Here is a 17,050-nt window from a genome sequence, read left to right on the forward strand (position 1 = left end):
CGTGGGCTCCTGTAGGTTGGTAATGCGAACAGGAGCAATCTTACGGGTCACACGACAAAAATGACAATTAGTAAAACAAAATCGATTGATAGGAACTATTTAGACATCCCCATCCCCATCCCCATCCCCATCCCCATCCCCATCCCCATCCCCATCCCCATCCCCAGCCCCAGCCCCAGCCCCAGCCCTGGCCCTGGCCCTGGCCCTGGCCCGCAGCATGTACGAAAACATATCTGATTCGTAACAGACTCATTACAATTCCCAGCGTCTTTGCCTATGGAAGCCAGATGACTGCACGCTCGCTTGCACTACTTAACGATTTGCTGGGCCGCCTGTATGACGGCGTCATGACATCCGAGGGCTTCCAGTCCTTCATCGAAGCGCTGCGGGAGCTTTTCCAGCTCAAGGGCGTATCGCTGATGGTGCGGCATGCAGAAACGCAGGAAATTCGGGGCATATGGCTTTGCGGTATCTCCCAGTCGGAGATAGAAAGCTACGTCCTGGAATATGCGGACGAAGACATGCTGGCGCAACACATCATGCGCTCGCCCGTGGCCCACTTCTACGCCAGCAACCTGGATGTACCCCACCCCGAACGCATTCCGGAAAGCCGCTTCTACAAAGAGTGGGTGATCCCGCAAGGCATGGCCTATGCTGCTGGGGCGATTGTGTTGCAAGAGGGTCCCTGGTCCACCCTGCTATTTGTGCAAAAAGCGCCATCGCACCCGCCTTTCGTCCGTGCGGAAATGGAGGAACTCAACCTGCTGATACCGCATCTGCAGCGCGCCATCCAGATGCGCCAGCGCTTCACCGAGCTGCAGCTGGGTCAGAACTTCCTGATCGCAGGCCTGGACGTGCTGGCCATGCCCACCTTTTTGCTGGCGGAAGACGGCCTGGTGGTGCACCACAACCGCAGCGCGACCACGATGCTGGCGACGCTGCCGGACATACGTATAGACCAGGGACACCTGCAAACCAACGACCGGGCCACCAACCGCAAGCTCAACTGGGAAATTGCCCAGGCCGTACGCACGCGCCTGGACCACCGCAATGAAATGAATGGCGTGGTATTGATGCCCCGCAGCGGCCACCAGCCGCTGATGCTCATGATTACCCCGCTACCGCTGCCGGAACCCTCCACCGTGCGCGGTGCGGCACTGATGTTTGCCTTCAACCCCGAGGCCACGCCCCGCGCCACGCTGGACCTGGTACGGCGGCTGTTCACGCTCTCCAACGCCGAGGCGGAACTGGCCGTCGCCCTGTGCAGCGGCAAGGCGCTGGACGATGTGGTGGAGGACCGCGGCACCTCCATCAACACGGTGAAGAGCCAGCTCAAGAACATTTTTCTCAAAACCGGCACCAAACGCCAGTCGGAACTGGTCGCCCTTCTGCTGTCCAGCCCCGCCTATTTTCTGGCGACCGAGTACCCCGCGCTTCCCGCGCAAGCCATCTTGGCGGCCGGGTTCTAGATCCATCTTTTTAAGGGCCACTCACCCGTTCGGGTGATAGCGCGTTCGCGCCCGCTGATACACACTTGGTTACATGTGAGCCATCCCCCTGGGAATAGCTCCATCGGGCGACTGCAACCGCCCGTTCCAAGAGGGCATAGCGCGCCCGGATATCTATCTAAAAAGGACACACGATGCATCTTTCTCGCAAGCAACTCGGTCTGGCCCTGGCCTCCTCAGCGCTGCTGGGCCTGGCCGCCTGTGGCGACGGTGGCAGCAGCCCTACCACGGCTGCAGCGACCACAACAACCTTCAGCGGCACCGCCGCCACCGGCGCCGCCATGGCTGGCGCCACGGTTTCCATCAGCTGTGCTGCCGGCTCCGGCACCGCGACCACCTCCACCACTGGCAGCTATACCGCCAGCCTCACGGGCGTAACGCTACCCTGCGCAATCAAAGCCACCAGCAGCGATGGCAACACGGTGCTGTACTCGGTTGTCGCGCCCGGCACCAGCACCAGCCAGGCGGCCAATATCACGCCGCTGACGCAACTGCTGGTCGCCAGCCTGGCCGGCACTGACCCCGCCACCTTCTTCACCAACTTCAGCGCCAACGCCAGCACAGTGACAACCAGCAGCGTCAGCGCCGCCCAGACCGCGGTACTGACCACGCTGAGCAACGCCGGCCTGGATGTCTCCAGCCTGACGGATCTGCTGACCGGCACCTTAGTGGCAGCGACCTCCAGCACCAGCGGCAATGCCTACGACCAGGTACTGGACGCGCTGAAGACCCAGCTCGCCGCCAGCGGCACCACCCTGGACACACTGACCACCACCGTGGCCGCGGCCTCGCCGTCTGCCAGCCCCACGACAAACGCCAGCAACAACATTGCCAGCCTGCCTGCCGCCCTACTGCTGAAGGCTGCAGATAGCAACTGCTCGGCATTGCGCAGCGGCGACTACTGGGTCTTCAGCCCAACCATGAATGGCAGTATCAGCGACCAGATTGCCAGCGGCAGTTTTGACGCCACCAGCCAGACCATGACCAATCTGGTCGGCAGCTCGACCGTGCTCAGCGCCAATGGTGCCAGCTGCCGCTATCTGGCGGCCGACGGCGTCAGCGACGTGGTCGTGTCCCAGGCCGGCGTGCTGATGGCCAGGGTGCTGAACAATGGCGTTTACCGCCTGCGCTTCGCCATCCCCAAGCAGACCATTGCCGTGTCCGACCTGGCCGGCAACTGGAACGGCCTGGGTTTTGAACTCAACAGCGGGGGAACAGCCTACGCCACTGACACTTTCACTGCCACCGTCGACAGCAGCGGTGTATTCAGCTCGGTCCTGGCCTGCGACGGCGCCAATAGCAGCGCCACCTGCACCAGCAACGCCAGCCCGTCCATACACTTCAGCAGCAATAGCGCAGGCGGGTTCGACCTGGCCAGCACGGCGGCGAACGATACATGGACCGATCGTGCGTTCGCCTACCGTGCCGGCAATGGTGACCTGATGCTGGTGCAAATCGCCGGCGACGGCAGCGTATCGACCTGGACGCACAAGCGCACTCTGAGCCTGCCGGCCGTGAACTCCGTAGGCCCTGCCGGCTGGTCGGCGCGCGCCAGCAACACCCTGGTGGCGAACACCTTGTCCTCCGACGTGGGCTACACCGTCACCGCCGTCGATAGCGCCACCAGCAGCGTCACGCGGACCCTGCTGGTCAGCGCCAGTGGCACCGACACCTTCCAGCAAACCATCGTGCAGAACAACCCGCGCGATGGCTACAACTTCCGCGCCGCCACCACGGCCACCAGCGCGGCCAATGCCAGCGTGACGGTACGTGAGCGCACCAGCCTGAACCTGCGCGGCATGGGGGTGTCGGTGCAGTCGGTACCCAACTTCAATGCCTTCCAGATCAGCGTAGACCAGTAAGGTCAGCGCAAGCTCTATCCAGGCCCGGCCCGCTCAGGCGCGCCGGGCCTGGCTGTTTTTGCGCCTCAAACCAGCAGCTCCGCCAGCTGGTCCATGCCTGTAAAAGTGACCGAGGCGCCCGCCTCACGCAAGGCCTGGGCATCCACATGGCCAGAGGTGTCTGGCGCGTAGCCGAACACCGTGGCCCCAGCCGCCACCCCGGCACGCACACCGGTCACCGTGTCTTCCACCACCGCACAGTGCGCGGGCCTGGCTTGCAGGGCTGCGGCCGCCGCCAGGTAGACATCGGGCCATGGCTTGGAACGGGGCATTTCATGGCCGCTGAAGACGCGGCCCTCGAAGTATTCAATCAAACCCACCTTGCGCAGCTGCAACTCCACCTTGATACGATCCGCCCCGGACGCACAGGCGATACGGCCGGCGTAGCCTGTGTGGATGGCACGCACCGCTGTATGGATATGGGGCACCGCCTCCAGCTGGTCTTGCAAAGCCTGGTTGCGCCGGGCGCGGAACTCTGCCATCCAGTCCTCGGTCACAGGCCGCCCGGTGCGGGCCTCGATGGCGGCGGCCTCGTCCATTACCGCCTTGCCGACAAAGAAGCGCATGCACTCCGCCGCCGTCATCTCCCAGCCCTGGGCCGCCAGCATGTCACGCAGAACGCCATTGGTCAGTGGCTCGGAATCCACCAGCACACCATCACAGTCAAACAACACCGCTTCAAATTTCATGACTTCGCTCCTTGCGGTCGATGGTAAACGTGCCAGCCCGCAGGCGTGGCCGACCGTTGCCACGGGCAAGCCTGGGGGGAATTCCATCCACATTCATTTATGCTCGGGACATGGCCCATTTATTGATTGTGGAAGACGACGATTTGCTGCGTGACGGCCTGGCCGCCCAATTGGGGCAGGCTGGCCACCAGGTGGCCACGGCCGCCAACGGCGCTCTCGGACAAACCCTGCTGGAAAGCACACGCTTTGACGGCGTCGTGTTGGACCTGGGGCTGCCGGTGATGGACGGCATGCACCTGCTGCGCTGGATACGGCAACGCCAACTGGCCCTGCCAGTGCTGATACTGACCGCGCGCGACGGTGTGGAAGACCGGGTGGAGGGCCTGAACGCCGGCGCCGACGACTACCTGACCAAACCCTTCAGCATGGCCGAGTTGGAAGCCCGCCTGGGCGCCATGCTGCGGCGCTCTCGCCTGCCGGCATTCGGTGGCTCGCTGGAAATGCCCACCGGGCGCCTGCGCCTGGACGCCACCCAGCCTCTGGCCTGGCTGGACGACGAACCGCTGGAGCTGACCCAGCGCGAATGGTCCCTGCTATCGCTGCTGGTCGCCAATGCCGGCCAGGTGGTGGGCCGCGAGGAGGTGCTGGCCGTGTGGCAGTCCGACCCCAACGACGGCACCAACACCGGGTCCAACGCGCTGGAGGTATACGTGCACCGCCTGCGCCGCAAGCTGGCCGATTCGGGCCTGAACATACGCAACGTACGCGGCCTGGGCTACATGCTGGAAACCACGGCACCATGAGCCTGCTGGGTTTACCCCCAGGTCTGCAAAAAGACAAAGCCCCTGGTCTATCGCTGAAACGCCAGCTCCTACTGTGGCTGCTGCTGCCCCAGCTGGTGCTCTGGCTGGTGGGCGGGCTGCTGGCCTACCGCATTGCGCTGAACTACGCCGAAAAAGGTATAGACCAGTCGCTCACCCAATCGGTGCGCTCGCTGGCGCGCCAGGTCAAACCTATGGGCTCGGGCCTGCTGGTGGACTTCCCGCGGGCCGCGCGCGACATAATTGAACAGGACCCGAACGACCGGGTCAGCTATATGGTGTCCTCACCGCCGGGCCAGTTCGTGCTGGGCAACAGCCAACTGCCCGACCCGCTGCTGGACGTGCATGTGGAGCCAGGCGAACCGCTGATCTACGAAGCTCTTTTGGACAAAAAGCCGGTGCGGGTAGCCCTGCTGGAAGTCAACTACGGCGACGCCGACGCCCCGCAGCGCCTGCGTGTGCAAGTGGCCAAAAGCCTGGCCGTGCAGCAGCGCATCGCGCGTGAGCTGGTAGCCGATATGCTGCTCCCCCTGCTGCTGCTGGGGGCGCTGCTGGGCATCGTGGTGTACATCGGCGTGGGCCGCGGCCTGCAGCCCCTGAATCGACTGGAGGCTCTGCTGGGCGACCGCACCCAGCGCAGCTTCACCACCCTGTCGCCGATCGAACTCACCCAGGCGCCGCAAGAGGTCCACTCCCTGGCCGAGGCCGTGAACCATATGCTGGCCGCCGTACGCCGCAGCCTGGGCCAGGAAAAGCGCTTCATCAACGACGCCGCCCACCAGTTGCGCACGCCGCTGGCCGGCCTGATCAGCCAGACCGAGCTGGCTCTGACCGAGCGTGACCCGCAAGCCCTGCAGGACCGCCTGACCAAGGTGCACGCCGGCGCCTTGCGCAGCGCCCACCTGGTACACCAGCTGCTGTCGCTGGCCCGGACCGAGGCCGACATCCAGCAGCGGCCACTGGACGTTGCCGCCCTGGCGCGCGAGGTGGCCCGCGAATGGACGCCACGCGCCATCGCGGCCGGTATCGACCTGGGATTTGAAGGGGACGACAAACTGCTCACCCAAGGCGAGAAACTGTTGCTACGCGAAGCCCTGAGCAACCTGATAGACAACGCACTGCACTATGCAGGCCGTGGCGCCACCGTCACCTTGCGGGTGCAACAGTTGCACAACCAGGCGGTGGTGGAAGTGGAGGACAACGGCCCTGGCCTGCCGGAGCTGGCAGAAGCCGACCTGCCCCGCGTATTCGAGCGTTTCTGGCGTGCCAGTGAGATACCCGGTGGCTGCGGCCTGGGCTTGTCCATCGTGGCAGAAATCGCCCTGCGCCATGGCGGCTCGGCACAGGCCTTGAACGTACTACCCCGGGGGTTGTGCGTACGCCTAAGCCTGCCGCTGGCTGAGCCAGCTCCGACATAGGACCTGGAATAGGTTCTCAGGCGGCCCGGCAGCGCAATTTATGACCTCATGAGCGACCTGCGTGTGGGATACTGAATTTTGACGGAACCGTCGGCGGACGGTGGCCCCACACATCCCGACCTGCAACCGACGGCCACAGCAAACCTATCGACGCAAGCCCGTTCCCCTAGATTTGTACATGCGTATTTTTCGCCCATCCCTCAGAGTCGCGATCACCGTGCCGTTTGCGCTGATCCTGGTGGTGACCGTGGCCCTGCAGGCGCTGACGCAACAAGAAAACACCGCCAGGCTAATCGACAAGACCAGCACCCGCATACTGGATGCCCTGATGGTGGCCGCAAGCAATCGGCTGGCCAGCTTTTTGGACGAGCCGTTTCGCATCCAAGCCGATATTGCCGACGCGATCAGCCGCCACGGGCTCTACACCCCCAATGACATGGGCCCCATCTACCGCCATTTGCGCGGCGTATACCAAGACCGCTACATGGACCAGACGCAGATGAGCGTGTTGGACTTTGGCAGCGAGGCGGGTGAGCTCGCCGGCATGCGCCGCGAAGGCGCCGGAGCCAATTTCGCGCTGATGCTCAAAGACGCCTCGACCCAGAACAAGCTGCTCATTTACAAAGGCGACCACCCGGACAGCGAAGTCATCGCGTCCTACGACAAATACGATCCCCGCGTGCGTCCCTGGTACGCGCCGTTTGCCCAGTCCGGCAAGGCCGGCTGGTCCGACATCTATGCCAACTACGACGAGCGGGCCGAAATCACCATCTCGGCGGCAAGCCCCGTCAAGGTCGGCACGAAGCTGATCGGCGTCATGGAAGCCGATGTCAAGTTGGACGGTCTGAACCATTTTCTACACGAAGAGCCTCTGCGCGGCACCGGCATCATCGCCATTACCGATGTTGGGGGGCGCCTGGTGGCGCATTCAGAACCCGGCTCGGTGCTGGCGGATGGCAACAACGGCACACCCCGCGGCGAACGCATGCGTCTCCAGGAGGCCGACAACCCGGTGCTGCGCGCCGCCGCACCGGCCGTTGCGCAAGCCCCCACGGGAAGCGCCACAGGCTTTCAGCTAACGGTCAACGGCCAGCTGTACATCTGCCGGGTGGCGCCGTATTCGGACATCCGCGGGCTGAACTGGCGCATCGTGACCCTGGTGCCGGAGTCCGATCTGCTGGGCGACATCCGCGCTTCGAGCCAGCGCAGCCTGGTAGGGATTGCGGGCTTCGCCACCCTGGGCTTCCTGCTCGGACTATGGGCGATCAACTGGATTACCCGCCCCATCCACCGCACCGCGCAGGCAGCCAACCAGCTCGCGCTAGGCCAATGGGAAACCAAGATCGACAAAGGCAGCGCGGTCCAGGAAACCGACACCTTGGTGCAGGCCTTCAATGCCATGGCCCAGCGCCTGCAACACTCCTTCAACGATATGCGCAAGCAGTTGCGCTACGACCACCTGACGCAGCTGCTGACGCGCCAGGGCTTGCTGGAAGAAGTGGACTGGAGCGATGCCCGGCCTGCGGTGCTGTGCCTGGTCGGGCTGGATGGTTTCCGGGCAATCAACGACAACGTGGGGCATGCCACTGGCGACCACTTGCTGCAAGCCATCGCCGAGCGCATGCGGACCCGCTTCCCCGCCCCAGTGCTGCTGGCGCGCGTGGGCGGCGACGAGTTCGCCTTGCTGCACTGGGGCACCGTTCACTCCGCGGCCGAGATGGGCGCACAGATAGGACATTTGTTCACCACCCCGTTCGCCTCGGGCGGCGACGAGGTCAGAGTCACCGCCTCGGTGGGCGTGGTCCAGGGGCGCTTGCTGGCGGCTGACCTGCCCGAATGGCTGCGCAATGCGAGCGTGGCGCTGGGCGAGGTCAAGCGCCGCAGCCGCGGCGCCTGCGTGGTGTTCGAGCCCGGCATGATGGAGCAATCGCTGGAGCAGGCGCGGCTGGCCAATGAGCTGCGCCAGGCACTGGAGCGCGGCCAGTTTCTGGTGCACTACCAACCCGTGATCCATATGGCCACGGGTAGCGTCAGCGGCGTCGAAGCCTTGGTGCGCTGGCAGAGCCCGACACGCGGTATGGTGCCCCCCGGCATCTTTATCCCGATCGCCGAGACCTCCGACCTGATCCTGGCGCTGGGAGACTGGGTGCTGCGCACAGCCACCCGCGACATCGCCCAACACCTGACGCAATTGCCAGCCAACTTCGAGCTGCACGTGAACGTATCGGCGCGCCAGCTGATCCAGTCCGACTTCAGCGCCACATTGCAACAGGCCTTGCGCGACAGCGGCCTGCCGCCACACCACCTGACGCTGGAGCTGACCGAATCGGTGCTGATCGAACAAGACGGCCAGACCGAAGAGCGGCTGCGCGAAATCCGCGCCCAGGGCGTGAAGATCGCCATCGACGATTTCGGCACCGGCTACTCCTCGCTGGCCTACCTGGGCCTGCTGCCATTCGACTGCCTGAAGATCGACCGAAGCTTTGTACGCAACCTGTGCAACTCCAGCCAGGACGCGGCCATCGTGGCCGCCGTGCTGCACATGGCCGAGGGCTTTGACGTCACCGTCGTGGCCGAAGGCGTGGAAACCGAGGCCCAGGCACAACGCCTGCGGCACATGGGCTGCAGCCACGCGCAAGGCTATTGGTTTGGTCGCCCGGTGCCGTGGGAAAGCCTAGACTGGGGAACGCGGCCCCTGCCGCAAGGCGACGCCGGTGCGGCCTAGACCGCCATGGGCATGCTCTTGAATTTATAGAGAAACAGCCCCCAGCGCTGATAGAACGTGCGCTAGCAGCTATCAAATACGCAGCAATCAAGTATCCAGGTCAAACACCATCAGGCCCTGCAAACCGCCCAGCGCAGCCTGGACCAGTTTGGCGCCGGTGGCCTGGTGGGCCGGATGGGCCTGGTAGGCCGCCAGCGCCTGCCGGTCTTCGAACACCGCGATGAAGCCGTCGGCAAAACCGTGGTCCAGGTCTTCATAGCGGGCATTCACGCCCGCCCGCACCTCGTGCAGACCAGGTATTTCACCCACCAGCGCCTGCAGCTCGGCCCATAGCGCCTGCTTGGCGACGGCGCTGATCTCGGGCCGAAAGCGGATGAAAACGCAGTGGTGGATCATGCTGCGGCTCCTGGGTATTGCACGGCCACGCTGCGGCCGGTCTGCGCACTCTCCAGCACCGCCAGCGCCACGGCCAGCGAGCGCACGCCGGCCTGGCCGTCGGCCATATCGTGGGGCAGGCCCTGGATGGCACGATGGAAGTTCTGCACGCCACGGCTGTACAGGTCGACCTGGTCCAGCGGCAAGGCCTGCTCGCCCTGGGCGTTCTTGAAGTCGAGCCGGCCGTCCGGCCCCTGGTGCAGTATGCCCACGCCTTTCAGCGAACCCTGGGTGCCGTGGACTTCCAGCCCTACATCGGCGAATGGCGTATTGAAGCCCTGGTGGGTGAAAGCCGTCAGCCCACTGGGGAAGCGCCAGACCGACATGGCGTTGTCTTCCAGGCCCTCGGCCATGCCGCTGTTGCTGGTCATGGCGACCACCTCGGTCGGGTACTCGCCCAGCAGAAAGGCCAGCGAGTCGGCGTTGTGCACCGCGATGTCCAGCACCACGCCGCCGCCCGCGCCCTTGTCCTTCAAGCGCCAGCCCTGTAGATGCGCCGGCAGGTACACCGAATGGTTAACGCGCGCCGACACCAGCCGGCCCAGCGCGCCCTGCTGGATCTTCTCGCGCATCTGGCGGTGCGCGCTGTTGTGGCGCAGATGGTGGTTGGTGCCCATCACCACGCCGGCTTGGGCGCAGGCCTGCGCCATGCGCTGGGCTGCGCCCAGCGAGGTTGCCAGCGGCTTCTCGCACAGCACGTGCAGCCCCAGGCTGGCGGCGTGCAGCACCGAGGCCTCGTGCTTTTCGTTGGTGCTGGAGATGTAGACCGCGTCCACGCCCAGGCTGGCCAGCGCGGCTTCGTCGTCGGTGGCGTGGGCGATGCCGTGGCTGTTGGCAAAAGCCCGGGCCCGCGCCAGGTCGCCGGAGACCACGACCACCACCTCGTCGCCGACCGAACGTACGGCGGCCACCATCCACTCGCCAGCAATCGTGCTAGCTCCGATAAATGCCCAACGCATAAGGTCTCCTGTATTTTTTAAAATCAAAATGATAACGTTTACATTTAGCCAAGTCAAAGCTTGACAAGCCATGTACACGTTTACATAATTTGCACCAGGAGACAAGATGCAAGCCAGAAAAGCCAGTATTACCACCTTGGCCAAGGCCACAGGCCTGTCGTCGGCCACGGTGTCGCGCGCCCTGGCCGGCCTGCCCAGCGTGCTGCCCGAAACCCGCGACAAGGTGCTGCAGGCCGCCCGCGAACTGCACTATGTACGGGACCGCGCAGCGGTGCGGCTGAAAACCGGCAAGACCCATACCCTGGCCTTCATCCAGGACCGGCAGGACGCCACCCAGCTGGGCTTCAAGGATTTTCTGCTGGGCCTGGGCGACGCGCTGCAAGACACCGACTACCACCTGATCGTGCTGCCGCAGCTGGCTGGCCACGACGCGCTGGACAGCGTGCAGTACGTGATCGAGCGCGGCCTGGCCGACGGCCTGGTGCTGTCCTATACCGCGCCGCAGGATGCGCGTGTGCGCTGGCTGCAGCGCATGGACTTCCCTTTCATCAGCTATGGCCGTACCCAACTGCCGGCGCACGACAGCGTGGACTTTGCCAACGAGCGCTTTGCCGACATGGCGGTGGAAACCTTGGTGGCGCAGGGCCGCAAGCGCCTGGGCATCCTGCTGCCGGCGGCAGACGCCAGTTTCCACCAGCATCTGGCCGATGGTTTCGCACAGGCCTGCGTGCGCCTGGGCGTAGCCGGCGCTTGCATTGAGGCCATCAGCCTGGACGATCCGCCGGATGCCATCTACCAATGGACCCGCGCCCACGCCAGCGCATTCGACGGCCTGGTGCTGACACGCGAGGCGCCCATCCTGCCCTTGCTCAGCGCCCTGGCCGACAGCGGCCTGCAGGTCGGCCCGGGCGCCAGCCAGCAAATGGAGCTGGTCCTGCGCTACAGCAGCCCGCTGCCGCAGTACATACGCCAACCGTTCTGGGCCTGTTTTGAAGACATGCACCGCGCCGGCCACGCGCTGGGCAGCCGCATGCTGGCACGCTTTGCCCAGCCCGATCTGGCGCCCCGCCAGCAACTTTTCACCCCGCCACCTCTGGAGCTATTCCATGCAACAAGCTGACCCCAACCTCGACTTCCAAAGCCAGATCATTGCCGCCAAGCGCCAGCTGCGCGCCCAGATTCCCGACCTGAAAGAACGCTTCGAAGCGCTGACGCGCAACATCGAAGCCCAGGTGGAAGCGATAGAGCGCGAGCGCGCCCAGGGCCTGCAGCCCGTACCCGAGGTGCAGTTCAGCCAGCTCGACACGCTGGACGCGGCGCAGATCGCCCGCATCAAGCAGCGCGGTTGCGTGGTGATACGCGGCGTGTTCGATCCGGCCCGCGTGGCCCAATGGAACGCAGACCTGGCCAGCTACATCAGCGACAACCACTACCTGGACAAACAGGTCAGCAAGCGCGGCATCGACAAGTACTTCAGCGCCCTGGCCAGCTCCAAGCCGCAGATCTACGGCATCTACTGGTCCAAGCCGCAAATGGATGCACGCCAGTCGGTCGAGCTGGCCCAGACCCGGCGCTGGCTGAACCGGCTGTGGAACAACCTGCATGACGGCCAACCGGTGTTCAACCCGGACCAGGAATGCACCTACTCCGACCGCGTACGCCAGCGCGAACCGGGCGATGCCTCGCTGGGCTTGTCACCCCACATGGACGGCGGCTCCATCGAGCGCTGGATCGACCCCGGCTACCAGAACGTCTTCCGCCACGTGTTTGGTGGCGACATTAGCCAGTACGACCCGTTTGCCGCGGCCTACCGCACCGAAACCCACGAGATCCCCTCGCCCGCCGTGTGCAGCATGTTCCGCACCTTCCAGGGCTGGACTGCGCTGACGCCGCAAGGCCCGGGCGACGGCACGCTGAACCTGGTGCCCATCGCCAACGCCATGGCCTGGATGCTGCTGCGCGCGCTGCAGGACGACATCGCTGAAGATCAGCTCTGCGGCGCCCGCGCCGGCCGCGCCCTGGTCGCCTCGCCCGAACACCACGCACTGCTGCTGCGCGCCTACGGCCCCATCCCCAAGGTGGAAGCTGGCGACACCGTGTGGTGGCACCCCGACGTCATCCACGGCGTGGAAGACAAGCACCTGGGCCAGGGCTACAGCAACGTGATCTACATCGGCGCGGCGCCCGACTGCGCCAAGAACCAGGCATTCCTGGCCAAGCAACGGCCGGCTTTCGAGGCAGGCAAATCGTCGCCGGACTTTGCGCCCGAAGACTACGAGGTGGATTTTGAAGGCCGCTTTACGCCAGCCGATTTGACGCCGCTGGGCCGCAGCCAGATGGGGTACGGAAGCTGAAATACTACTGAATTGATAGCTGCTAGCGCAGGTACTACCCGCGCTGGCAGCCTATTTAGTTCGCAATTTCTTCACGCAATCAGCTGCTCGGTCTGCACATCGAAGCAGACCAGCTTGGCCAGATCCACCATGAACTGCGTCTCCTGGCCCGGTGTCAGCGGCGCGTCGGGCTCGACCCGGGCGGTGAACTCATGTCCACCCAGGTTCAGCACCACCAGGGTGTCGGCGCCGGTGGGCTCGATCACTTCGACCCGGGCCTGTACCAGGCGGTGCATGGCGTTCTGGGTCGCCCCATCGCGCACCAGGTCAATCGCCTCGGCGCGGATGCCGGCAATCACTTCCTTGCCACGGTAGGCATTAAGACCGGCCGGCACTGATGGCAAGGAAATACGCACTGCGGGCCGGTCGCCCTGCTGCATTTCCAGCGCCAGGCCGGTGCCGTCTTCAATCACGCGGGCCTTAGCCAGGTTCATGCGCGGCGAGCCCATGAAGCTGGCGACAAAGGTATTCGCCGGGCGGTTGTAGACCTCGTGCGGCGTGCCCAGCTGCTGGACCACGCCGCCTTTCATCACCGCAATGCGCGTGGCCAGGGTCATGGCCTCGATCTGGTCGTGCGTCACGTAGACGATGGTGGCTTTCAGCCGCTGGTGCAACTTCTTGATTTCGGTACGCATGTCCAGCCGCAGCTGGGCATCCAGGTTCGACAAGGGCTCATCGAACAGATACAGCTTGGGCTCGCGCGCCAGGGCCCGGCCTATGGCCACGCGCTGGCGTTGGCCGCCGGAGAGCTGGCGTGGCTTGCGCTCCAGCAGGTGTTCGATCTGCAGCAGCTTGGCCACGCTGGCGACCCGCTCGACGCGCACGCTCTTCGCCACCTTGCGCATCTCCAACGGGAACTCGATGTTCTTCGCCACCGTCATGTTCGGGTACAGCGCATACGACTGGAACACCATGGAGATATTCCGTTCGGCCGGCGCCACCTGGGTGATGTCCTGGCCGTCCAGGCGCAGGCTGCCGGCGGTCGGGTCTTCGAGGCCGGCGATGACATTCATCAGCGTGCTCTTGCCGCAGCCGCTGGGGCCGACCAGCACCAGGAACTCGCCATCGGCCAGCGAGATATTGATGTCATGGAGAATCTGAACGCTGTCGAAACTCTTTTTGATGTGAACGAGATCTAACGAAGCCATGTGATTAACCCTTGACAGACCCGGCCATCAGGCCGCGGACGAAATATTTACCCGACACCAGGTAGACGATGAGCGTGGGAATCGCAGCGATGAAGGCGCCGGCGAAGTGCACGTTGTATTCCTTCACCCCGGTGGAGCTGCTCACCAGATTGTTCAAGGCCACCGTCAGCGGGAACGAGGTGTAGTCGCTGAACGAGGCGCCGAACAAGAACTCGTTCCAGATATTGGTGAACTGCCAGATCACTGTCACCACGATGATGGGCGCGCTGTTCGGCAGCAGGATGCGCCACAGCACGCCAAAGAAGTTGGCGCCGTCCATGCGCGCCGAACGGATCAGCTCGGCCGGAAAGGCCGCGTAGTAGTTGCGGAAGAACAGCGTGGTGAAGCCTATGCCGTAGACCACGTTGACGAAGATCAGGCCCTTCACCGTGCCCGCGAGGCCCAGAAAGCCCAGGGTCTTGGCCATCGGGATCAGCACGATCTGGAACGGGATGAACACCGAGAACAGCATGGCCGCAAACAGGGCATGGGCAAAGCGCATTTTGAACTGGGTCAGGATGTAGCCGTTCAACGCGCCGATCAGCGTCGAAATCACCACTGCCGGAATCACCAGCAGAAACGAGTTGATGAAATACGGCTTCAAACCCGTGGCCTGCACGCCGATCTGCGCCGTGCTCCAGGCGCTGCGCCAGGGGGCCAGGGTCCAGTCCAGCGGCAAGGACATCAGATTGCCGCTGCGGATTTCATCCAGTGGTTTCAGCGAATTCACCACCATCACATACACCGGCAGGATGAACAGCAGCGCCGTACCCACCAGCACCGCATACAGCGCAATGCGCAGAAAGCGCGACAAGGTTTTATCCATTTTTGACCTTCCGCATTTCGCCGTACAAGTACGGCAGCACGACCACGCCGATGGCGATCAGCATCAGCACCGAGCTAGCCGCACCGACGGCCATTTCGTTGCGGGTAAAGGTGTACTGGTACATGAATACCGAGGGCAGCCAGGTCGAGCGGCCGGGGCCGCCATTGGTCAGCGCGATTACCAGGTCGTAGGACTTGATGGCCATGTGTGCCAGGATCACAAAGGCCGAGATGAACACAGGTCCGAGCTGCGGAATGATGATGCGCTGGTAGATCTGCCAGCTCTTGGCGCCGTCCAGGCGGGCAGCGTTGATCTGCTCAGAATCGACCCCGCGCAAACCGGCCAGAAACATGGCCATCACAAAGCCGGTGGTCTGCCAGACGGCGGCAATCACCACGCAGTAGATCGCCATCTCCGAATCCTTGATCCAGCCGAAAGTGAAGTTGCTCCAGCCCAGGGTCTGCATGGTGTGCTCCAGGCCGACGCCGGGATCGAGCAGCCATTTCCAGGCGGTGCCGGTGACGATGAAGGACAGCGCCATCGGGTACAAAAACACCGAGCGCAGGCCGCTTTCGGCACGCACCTTCTGGTCGATCAGAATCGCCAGCGTCAGCCCCAATGCCATGGCGATCACGATGTACAAAGACGCGAACACCCACAGGTTGGACAAGGCGACAGACCAGTTCTCCAACCCCATCAGGCGGACGTAATTGGCCGTGCCCACCCAGTCGTACTGCGGCATCAGCGTTGAGGCGGTGAACGACAGATACACCGTGAACATGATGTAGCCATAGACGCAGACCAGCACCAGCAGGGCACTGGGCGTGATCAGCAGCTTGGGTAAAAAACCAGCTTTCATTCCGAACCTTACGAAGGAAATGGAAAGGCCGACGCTAGCGCGTCGGCCCGCACAAGCACAGGGCGAAAACCCGCCCTGTCAGCGCTTAGGACTTGGCAGCCGCAGCCAATTCAACAACGGCTTTTTTCGAGTCGATCTGGCCGTTGAAGTGGCGCGTGATCACGTCGTAGAAGGCGTTCTTGATGGAAGCCGGCACGGCGTGGCCGTGGGCCATGGAGCCGACCAAGGTGTTCTTGGTATTGGCTTCGGCGAAGTCTTTCATGCCCTTCTTGCCGCAGTCGTCAAAGTCCTTGTCGGACACATCGGTACGCGCGGGCACCGAGCCCTTGACCACGTTGAAGGCCGACTGAAAGCCCGGGTCCATGATGGCCGAGGCCAGCTTGGTCTGGGCCGCCACCTTGTCGGCGCCGACCTTGAACATCGCAAACTGGTCAGAGTTGAACGACACCACGCCCTGCGTGCCGGGTACGCGGAAGCAGGAGAAGTCTTTGCCCGGCACCTTCTTCGCGCCGATGAATTCGCCCTTGGCCCAGTCGCCCATGATCTGGAAACCGGCCTTGCCGCTGATCACCATGCCGGCAGCCACGTTCCAGTCGCGGCCGGAGAAGTCTTTGTCGACCAGCTTGCGCAGCTGCGCCATGCGGTCAAAGGCCTTCAGCATGGTCGGCGAATTCAGCGATTTGGGGTCCAGGTCGATGAAGGCCTTGCGGTAGAAGTCCACGCCGCCGGTGGAGATGACCACGCCGTCGAACATGGTGGCCTCTTGCCAAGGCTGGCCACCGTGGGCCAGGGCGATGAAGCCGGCCTTCTGCAGCTTTTCGCCGTCGGCAATGAATTCGTCCCAGGTCTTGGGGTCGGCGGTGATGCCGGCCTTGGCCAGCACTTCCTTGTTGGCCCAGACCCAGTTGGTGGAGTGCACGTTCACCGGTGCGGCCACCCACTTGCCATTGAATTTGGAGAAGCGTTGCAGCGCGGCGGGCACGGTCTTGTCCCAGCCTTCTTTGGCGGCCACGTCGTTCAGGTCGGCCAGCACGCCTTGCTTGGCCCAGTCCTGGATATCGAAGCCCAGCATCTGCACGGCGGTGGGCGGATTGCCGGCGGTGACACGGGCCCGCACCGCCGTCATGGCCTGCTCGCCGCCGCCGCCGGCAACCGGCATGTCGTTCCACTTGATGCCCTGCTTTTCCAGATTGCCCTTGAGCACGCCCAGCGCCGCAGCCTCGCCACCCGAGGTCCACCAGTGCAGCACCTCCACGCTTTGTTGCGCCATGGCCGGAACGGCAAAGGCAGCGGTGACCGCCAGCCCAATGAGAGTCTTCTTCATGCTTG

General features: G+C 63.9%; 14 protein-coding genes. 7 read left to right on the forward strand and 7 right to left on the reverse strand.

What is annotated here, in order from left to right; genetic code table 11:
* The first annotated feature begins 287 nt into the window (after nucleotides 1-287).
* Nucleotides 288-1,469, forward strand: coding sequence for a helix-turn-helix transcriptional regulator (locus AC07O2_RS01850; RefSeq protein WP_495074037.1), 1,182 nt, complete (start codon nucleotides 288-290; stop codon nucleotides 1,467-1,469).
* A gap of 173 nt (nucleotides 1,470-1,642) precedes the next feature.
* Nucleotides 1,643-3,370 (forward strand): hypothetical protein, encoded by a 1,728-nt coding sequence (locus tag AC07O2_RS01855; RefSeq protein ID WP_495074038.1) that lies wholly within the window; start codon nucleotides 1,643-1,645, stop codon nucleotides 3,368-3,370.
* A gap of 65 nt (nucleotides 3,371-3,435) precedes the next feature.
* Here the strand turns inward: AC07O2_RS01855 and AC07O2_RS01860 are convergent, their stop codons facing one another.
* Nucleotides 3,436-4,098, reverse strand: coding sequence for an HAD family hydrolase (locus tag AC07O2_RS01860; RefSeq protein ID WP_495074039.1), 663 nt, complete (start codon nucleotides 4,096-4,098; stop codon nucleotides 3,436-3,438).
* A gap of 110 nt (nucleotides 4,099-4,208) precedes the next feature.
* Between AC07O2_RS01860 and AC07O2_RS01865 the strand changes: the two genes are divergently transcribed.
* The 3 genes from AC07O2_RS01865 to AC07O2_RS01875 all read left to right on the forward strand — a co-directional run bounded on the left by AC07O2_RS01865 (nucleotide 4,209) and on the right by AC07O2_RS01875 (nucleotide 9,062).
* On the forward strand, nucleotides 4,209-4,901 hold the full coding sequence (locus AC07O2_RS01865) for a response regulator (protein WP_495074040.1): 693 nt from the start codon (nucleotides 4,209-4,211) through the stop codon (nucleotides 4,899-4,901).
* Nucleotides 4,898-6,337, forward strand: coding sequence for a sensor histidine kinase (locus AC07O2_RS01870; RefSeq protein ID WP_495074041.1), 1,440 nt, complete (start codon nucleotides 4,898-4,900; stop codon nucleotides 6,335-6,337). Before AC07O2_RS01865 ends, AC07O2_RS01870 begins: the two co-directional genes overlap by 4 nt.
* A gap of 178 nt (nucleotides 6,338-6,515) precedes the next feature.
* The gene (locus tag AC07O2_RS01875; RefSeq protein WP_495074042.1) at nucleotides 6,516-9,062 is read left to right on the forward strand and encodes a bifunctional diguanylate cyclase/phosphodiesterase; all 2,547 of its coding nucleotides are present in this window, start codon (nucleotides 6,516-6,518) and stop codon (nucleotides 9,060-9,062) included.
* A gap of 87 nt (nucleotides 9,063-9,149) precedes the next feature.
* Here the strand turns inward: AC07O2_RS01875 and AC07O2_RS01880 are convergent, their stop codons facing one another.
* Together AC07O2_RS01880 and AC07O2_RS01885 are read right to left on the reverse strand one after the other, a co-directional pair.
* Nucleotides 9,150-9,458: a Dabb family protein gene (locus AC07O2_RS01880; protein WP_495074043.1), complete on the reverse strand. Its 309-nt coding sequence runs from the start codon at nucleotides 9,456-9,458 to the stop codon at nucleotides 9,150-9,152.
* Nucleotides 9,455-10,456, reverse strand: a complete 1,002-nt coding sequence (locus tag AC07O2_RS01885; protein WP_495074044.1) for a Gfo/Idh/MocA family protein — start codon at nucleotides 10,454-10,456, stop codon at nucleotides 9,455-9,457. The genes AC07O2_RS01880 and AC07O2_RS01885 overlap by 4 nt, the downstream gene beginning before the upstream one ends.
* Nucleotides 10,457-10,562: 106 nt before the next feature.
* Here AC07O2_RS01885 and AC07O2_RS01890 point away from each other — a divergent pair, with 106 nt between their 5' ends.
* Both AC07O2_RS01890 and AC07O2_RS01895 read left to right on the forward strand, forming a co-directional pair.
* A complete protein-coding gene (locus tag AC07O2_RS01890) occupies nucleotides 10,563-11,576 on the forward strand; it encodes a LacI family DNA-binding transcriptional regulator (RefSeq protein ID WP_495074045.1) in 1,014 nt (337 codons plus the stop codon).
* Nucleotides 11,563-12,810, forward strand: a complete 1,248-nt coding sequence (locus AC07O2_RS01895; protein ID WP_495074046.1) for a YbiU family protein — start codon at nucleotides 11,563-11,565, stop codon at nucleotides 12,808-12,810. The genes AC07O2_RS01890 and AC07O2_RS01895 overlap by 14 nt, the downstream gene beginning before the upstream one ends.
* Nucleotides 12,811-12,881: 71 nt before the next feature.
* On the opposite strand, the gene AC07O2_RS01900 is transcribed toward AC07O2_RS01895, so the two are convergent.
* From AC07O2_RS01900 to AC07O2_RS01915, 4 genes are all read right to left on the reverse strand, one after another.
* The gene (locus AC07O2_RS01900) at nucleotides 12,882-13,997 is read right to left on the reverse strand and encodes an ABC transporter ATP-binding protein (protein WP_495074047.1); all 1,116 of its coding nucleotides are present in this window, start codon (nucleotides 13,995-13,997) and stop codon (nucleotides 12,882-12,884) included.
* Between the two features lie 4 nt (nucleotides 13,998-14,001).
* Complete coding sequence (locus AC07O2_RS01905; RefSeq protein WP_495074048.1) at nucleotides 14,002-14,862, reverse strand: carbohydrate ABC transporter permease; 861 nt, start codon at nucleotides 14,860-14,862, stop codon at nucleotides 14,002-14,004.
* Nucleotides 14,855-15,721 (reverse strand): carbohydrate ABC transporter permease, encoded by an 867-nt coding sequence (locus AC07O2_RS01910; RefSeq protein WP_495074049.1) that lies wholly within the window; start codon nucleotides 15,719-15,721, stop codon nucleotides 14,855-14,857. The genes AC07O2_RS01905 and AC07O2_RS01910 overlap by 8 nt, the downstream gene beginning before the upstream one ends.
* 85 nt (nucleotides 15,722-15,806) lie before the next feature.
* Entirely contained in the window at nucleotides 15,807-17,045 is a 1,239-nt protein-coding gene (locus AC07O2_RS01915) for an ABC transporter substrate-binding protein (RefSeq protein WP_116608833.1), read from the reverse strand.
* Nucleotides 17,046-17,050 lie beyond the last annotated feature (5 nt).

Source organism: Rhodoferax sp. GW821-FHT10B06 (genome assembly GCF_059415605.1).

Excerpts from the sequence above, each read along its gene's own strand:
- AC07O2_RS01850 (WP_495074037.1), top strand. The coding sequence starts at position 288 with ATGACTGCACGCTCGCTTGCACTACTTAACGATTTGCTGGGCCGCCTG.
- AC07O2_RS01855 (WP_495074038.1), top strand. The coding sequence starts at position 1,643 with ATGCATCTTTCTCGCAAGCAACTCGGTCTGGCCCTGGCCTCCTCAGCG.
- AC07O2_RS01860 (WP_495074039.1), bottom strand. The coding sequence starts at position 4,098 with ATGAAATTTGAAGCGGTGTTGTTTGACTGTGATGGTGTGCTGGTGGAT.
- AC07O2_RS01865 (WP_495074040.1), top strand. The coding sequence starts at position 4,209 with ATGGCCCATTTATTGATTGTGGAAGACGACGATTTGCTGCGTGACGGC.
- AC07O2_RS01870 (WP_495074041.1), top strand. The coding sequence starts at position 4,898 with ATGAGCCTGCTGGGTTTACCCCCAGGTCTGCAAAAAGACAAAGCCCCT.
- AC07O2_RS01875 (WP_495074042.1), top strand. The coding sequence starts at position 6,516 with ATGCGTATTTTTCGCCCATCCCTCAGAGTCGCGATCACCGTGCCGTTT.
- AC07O2_RS01880 (WP_495074043.1), bottom strand. The coding sequence starts at position 9,458 with ATGATCCACCACTGCGTTTTCATCCGCTTTCGGCCCGAGATCAGCGCC.
- AC07O2_RS01885 (WP_495074044.1), bottom strand. The coding sequence starts at position 10,456 with ATGCGTTGGGCATTTATCGGAGCTAGCACGATTGCTGGCGAGTGGATG.
- AC07O2_RS01890 (WP_495074045.1), top strand. The coding sequence starts at position 10,563 with ATGCAAGCCAGAAAAGCCAGTATTACCACCTTGGCCAAGGCCACAGGC.
- AC07O2_RS01895 (WP_495074046.1), top strand. The coding sequence starts at position 11,563 with ATGCAACAAGCTGACCCCAACCTCGACTTCCAAAGCCAGATCATTGCC.
- AC07O2_RS01900 (WP_495074047.1), bottom strand. The coding sequence starts at position 13,997 with ATGGCTTCGTTAGATCTCGTTCACATCAAAAAGAGTTTCGACAGCGTT.
- AC07O2_RS01905 (WP_495074048.1), bottom strand. The coding sequence starts at position 14,862 with ATGGATAAAACCTTGTCGCGCTTTCTGCGCATTGCGCTGTATGCGGTG.
- AC07O2_RS01910 (WP_495074049.1), bottom strand. The coding sequence starts at position 15,721 with ATGAAAGCTGGTTTTTTACCCAAGCTGCTGATCACGCCCAGTGCCCTG.
- AC07O2_RS01915 (WP_116608833.1), bottom strand. The coding sequence starts at position 17,045 with ATGAAGAAGACTCTCATTGGGCTGGCGGTCACCGCTGCCTTTGCCGTT.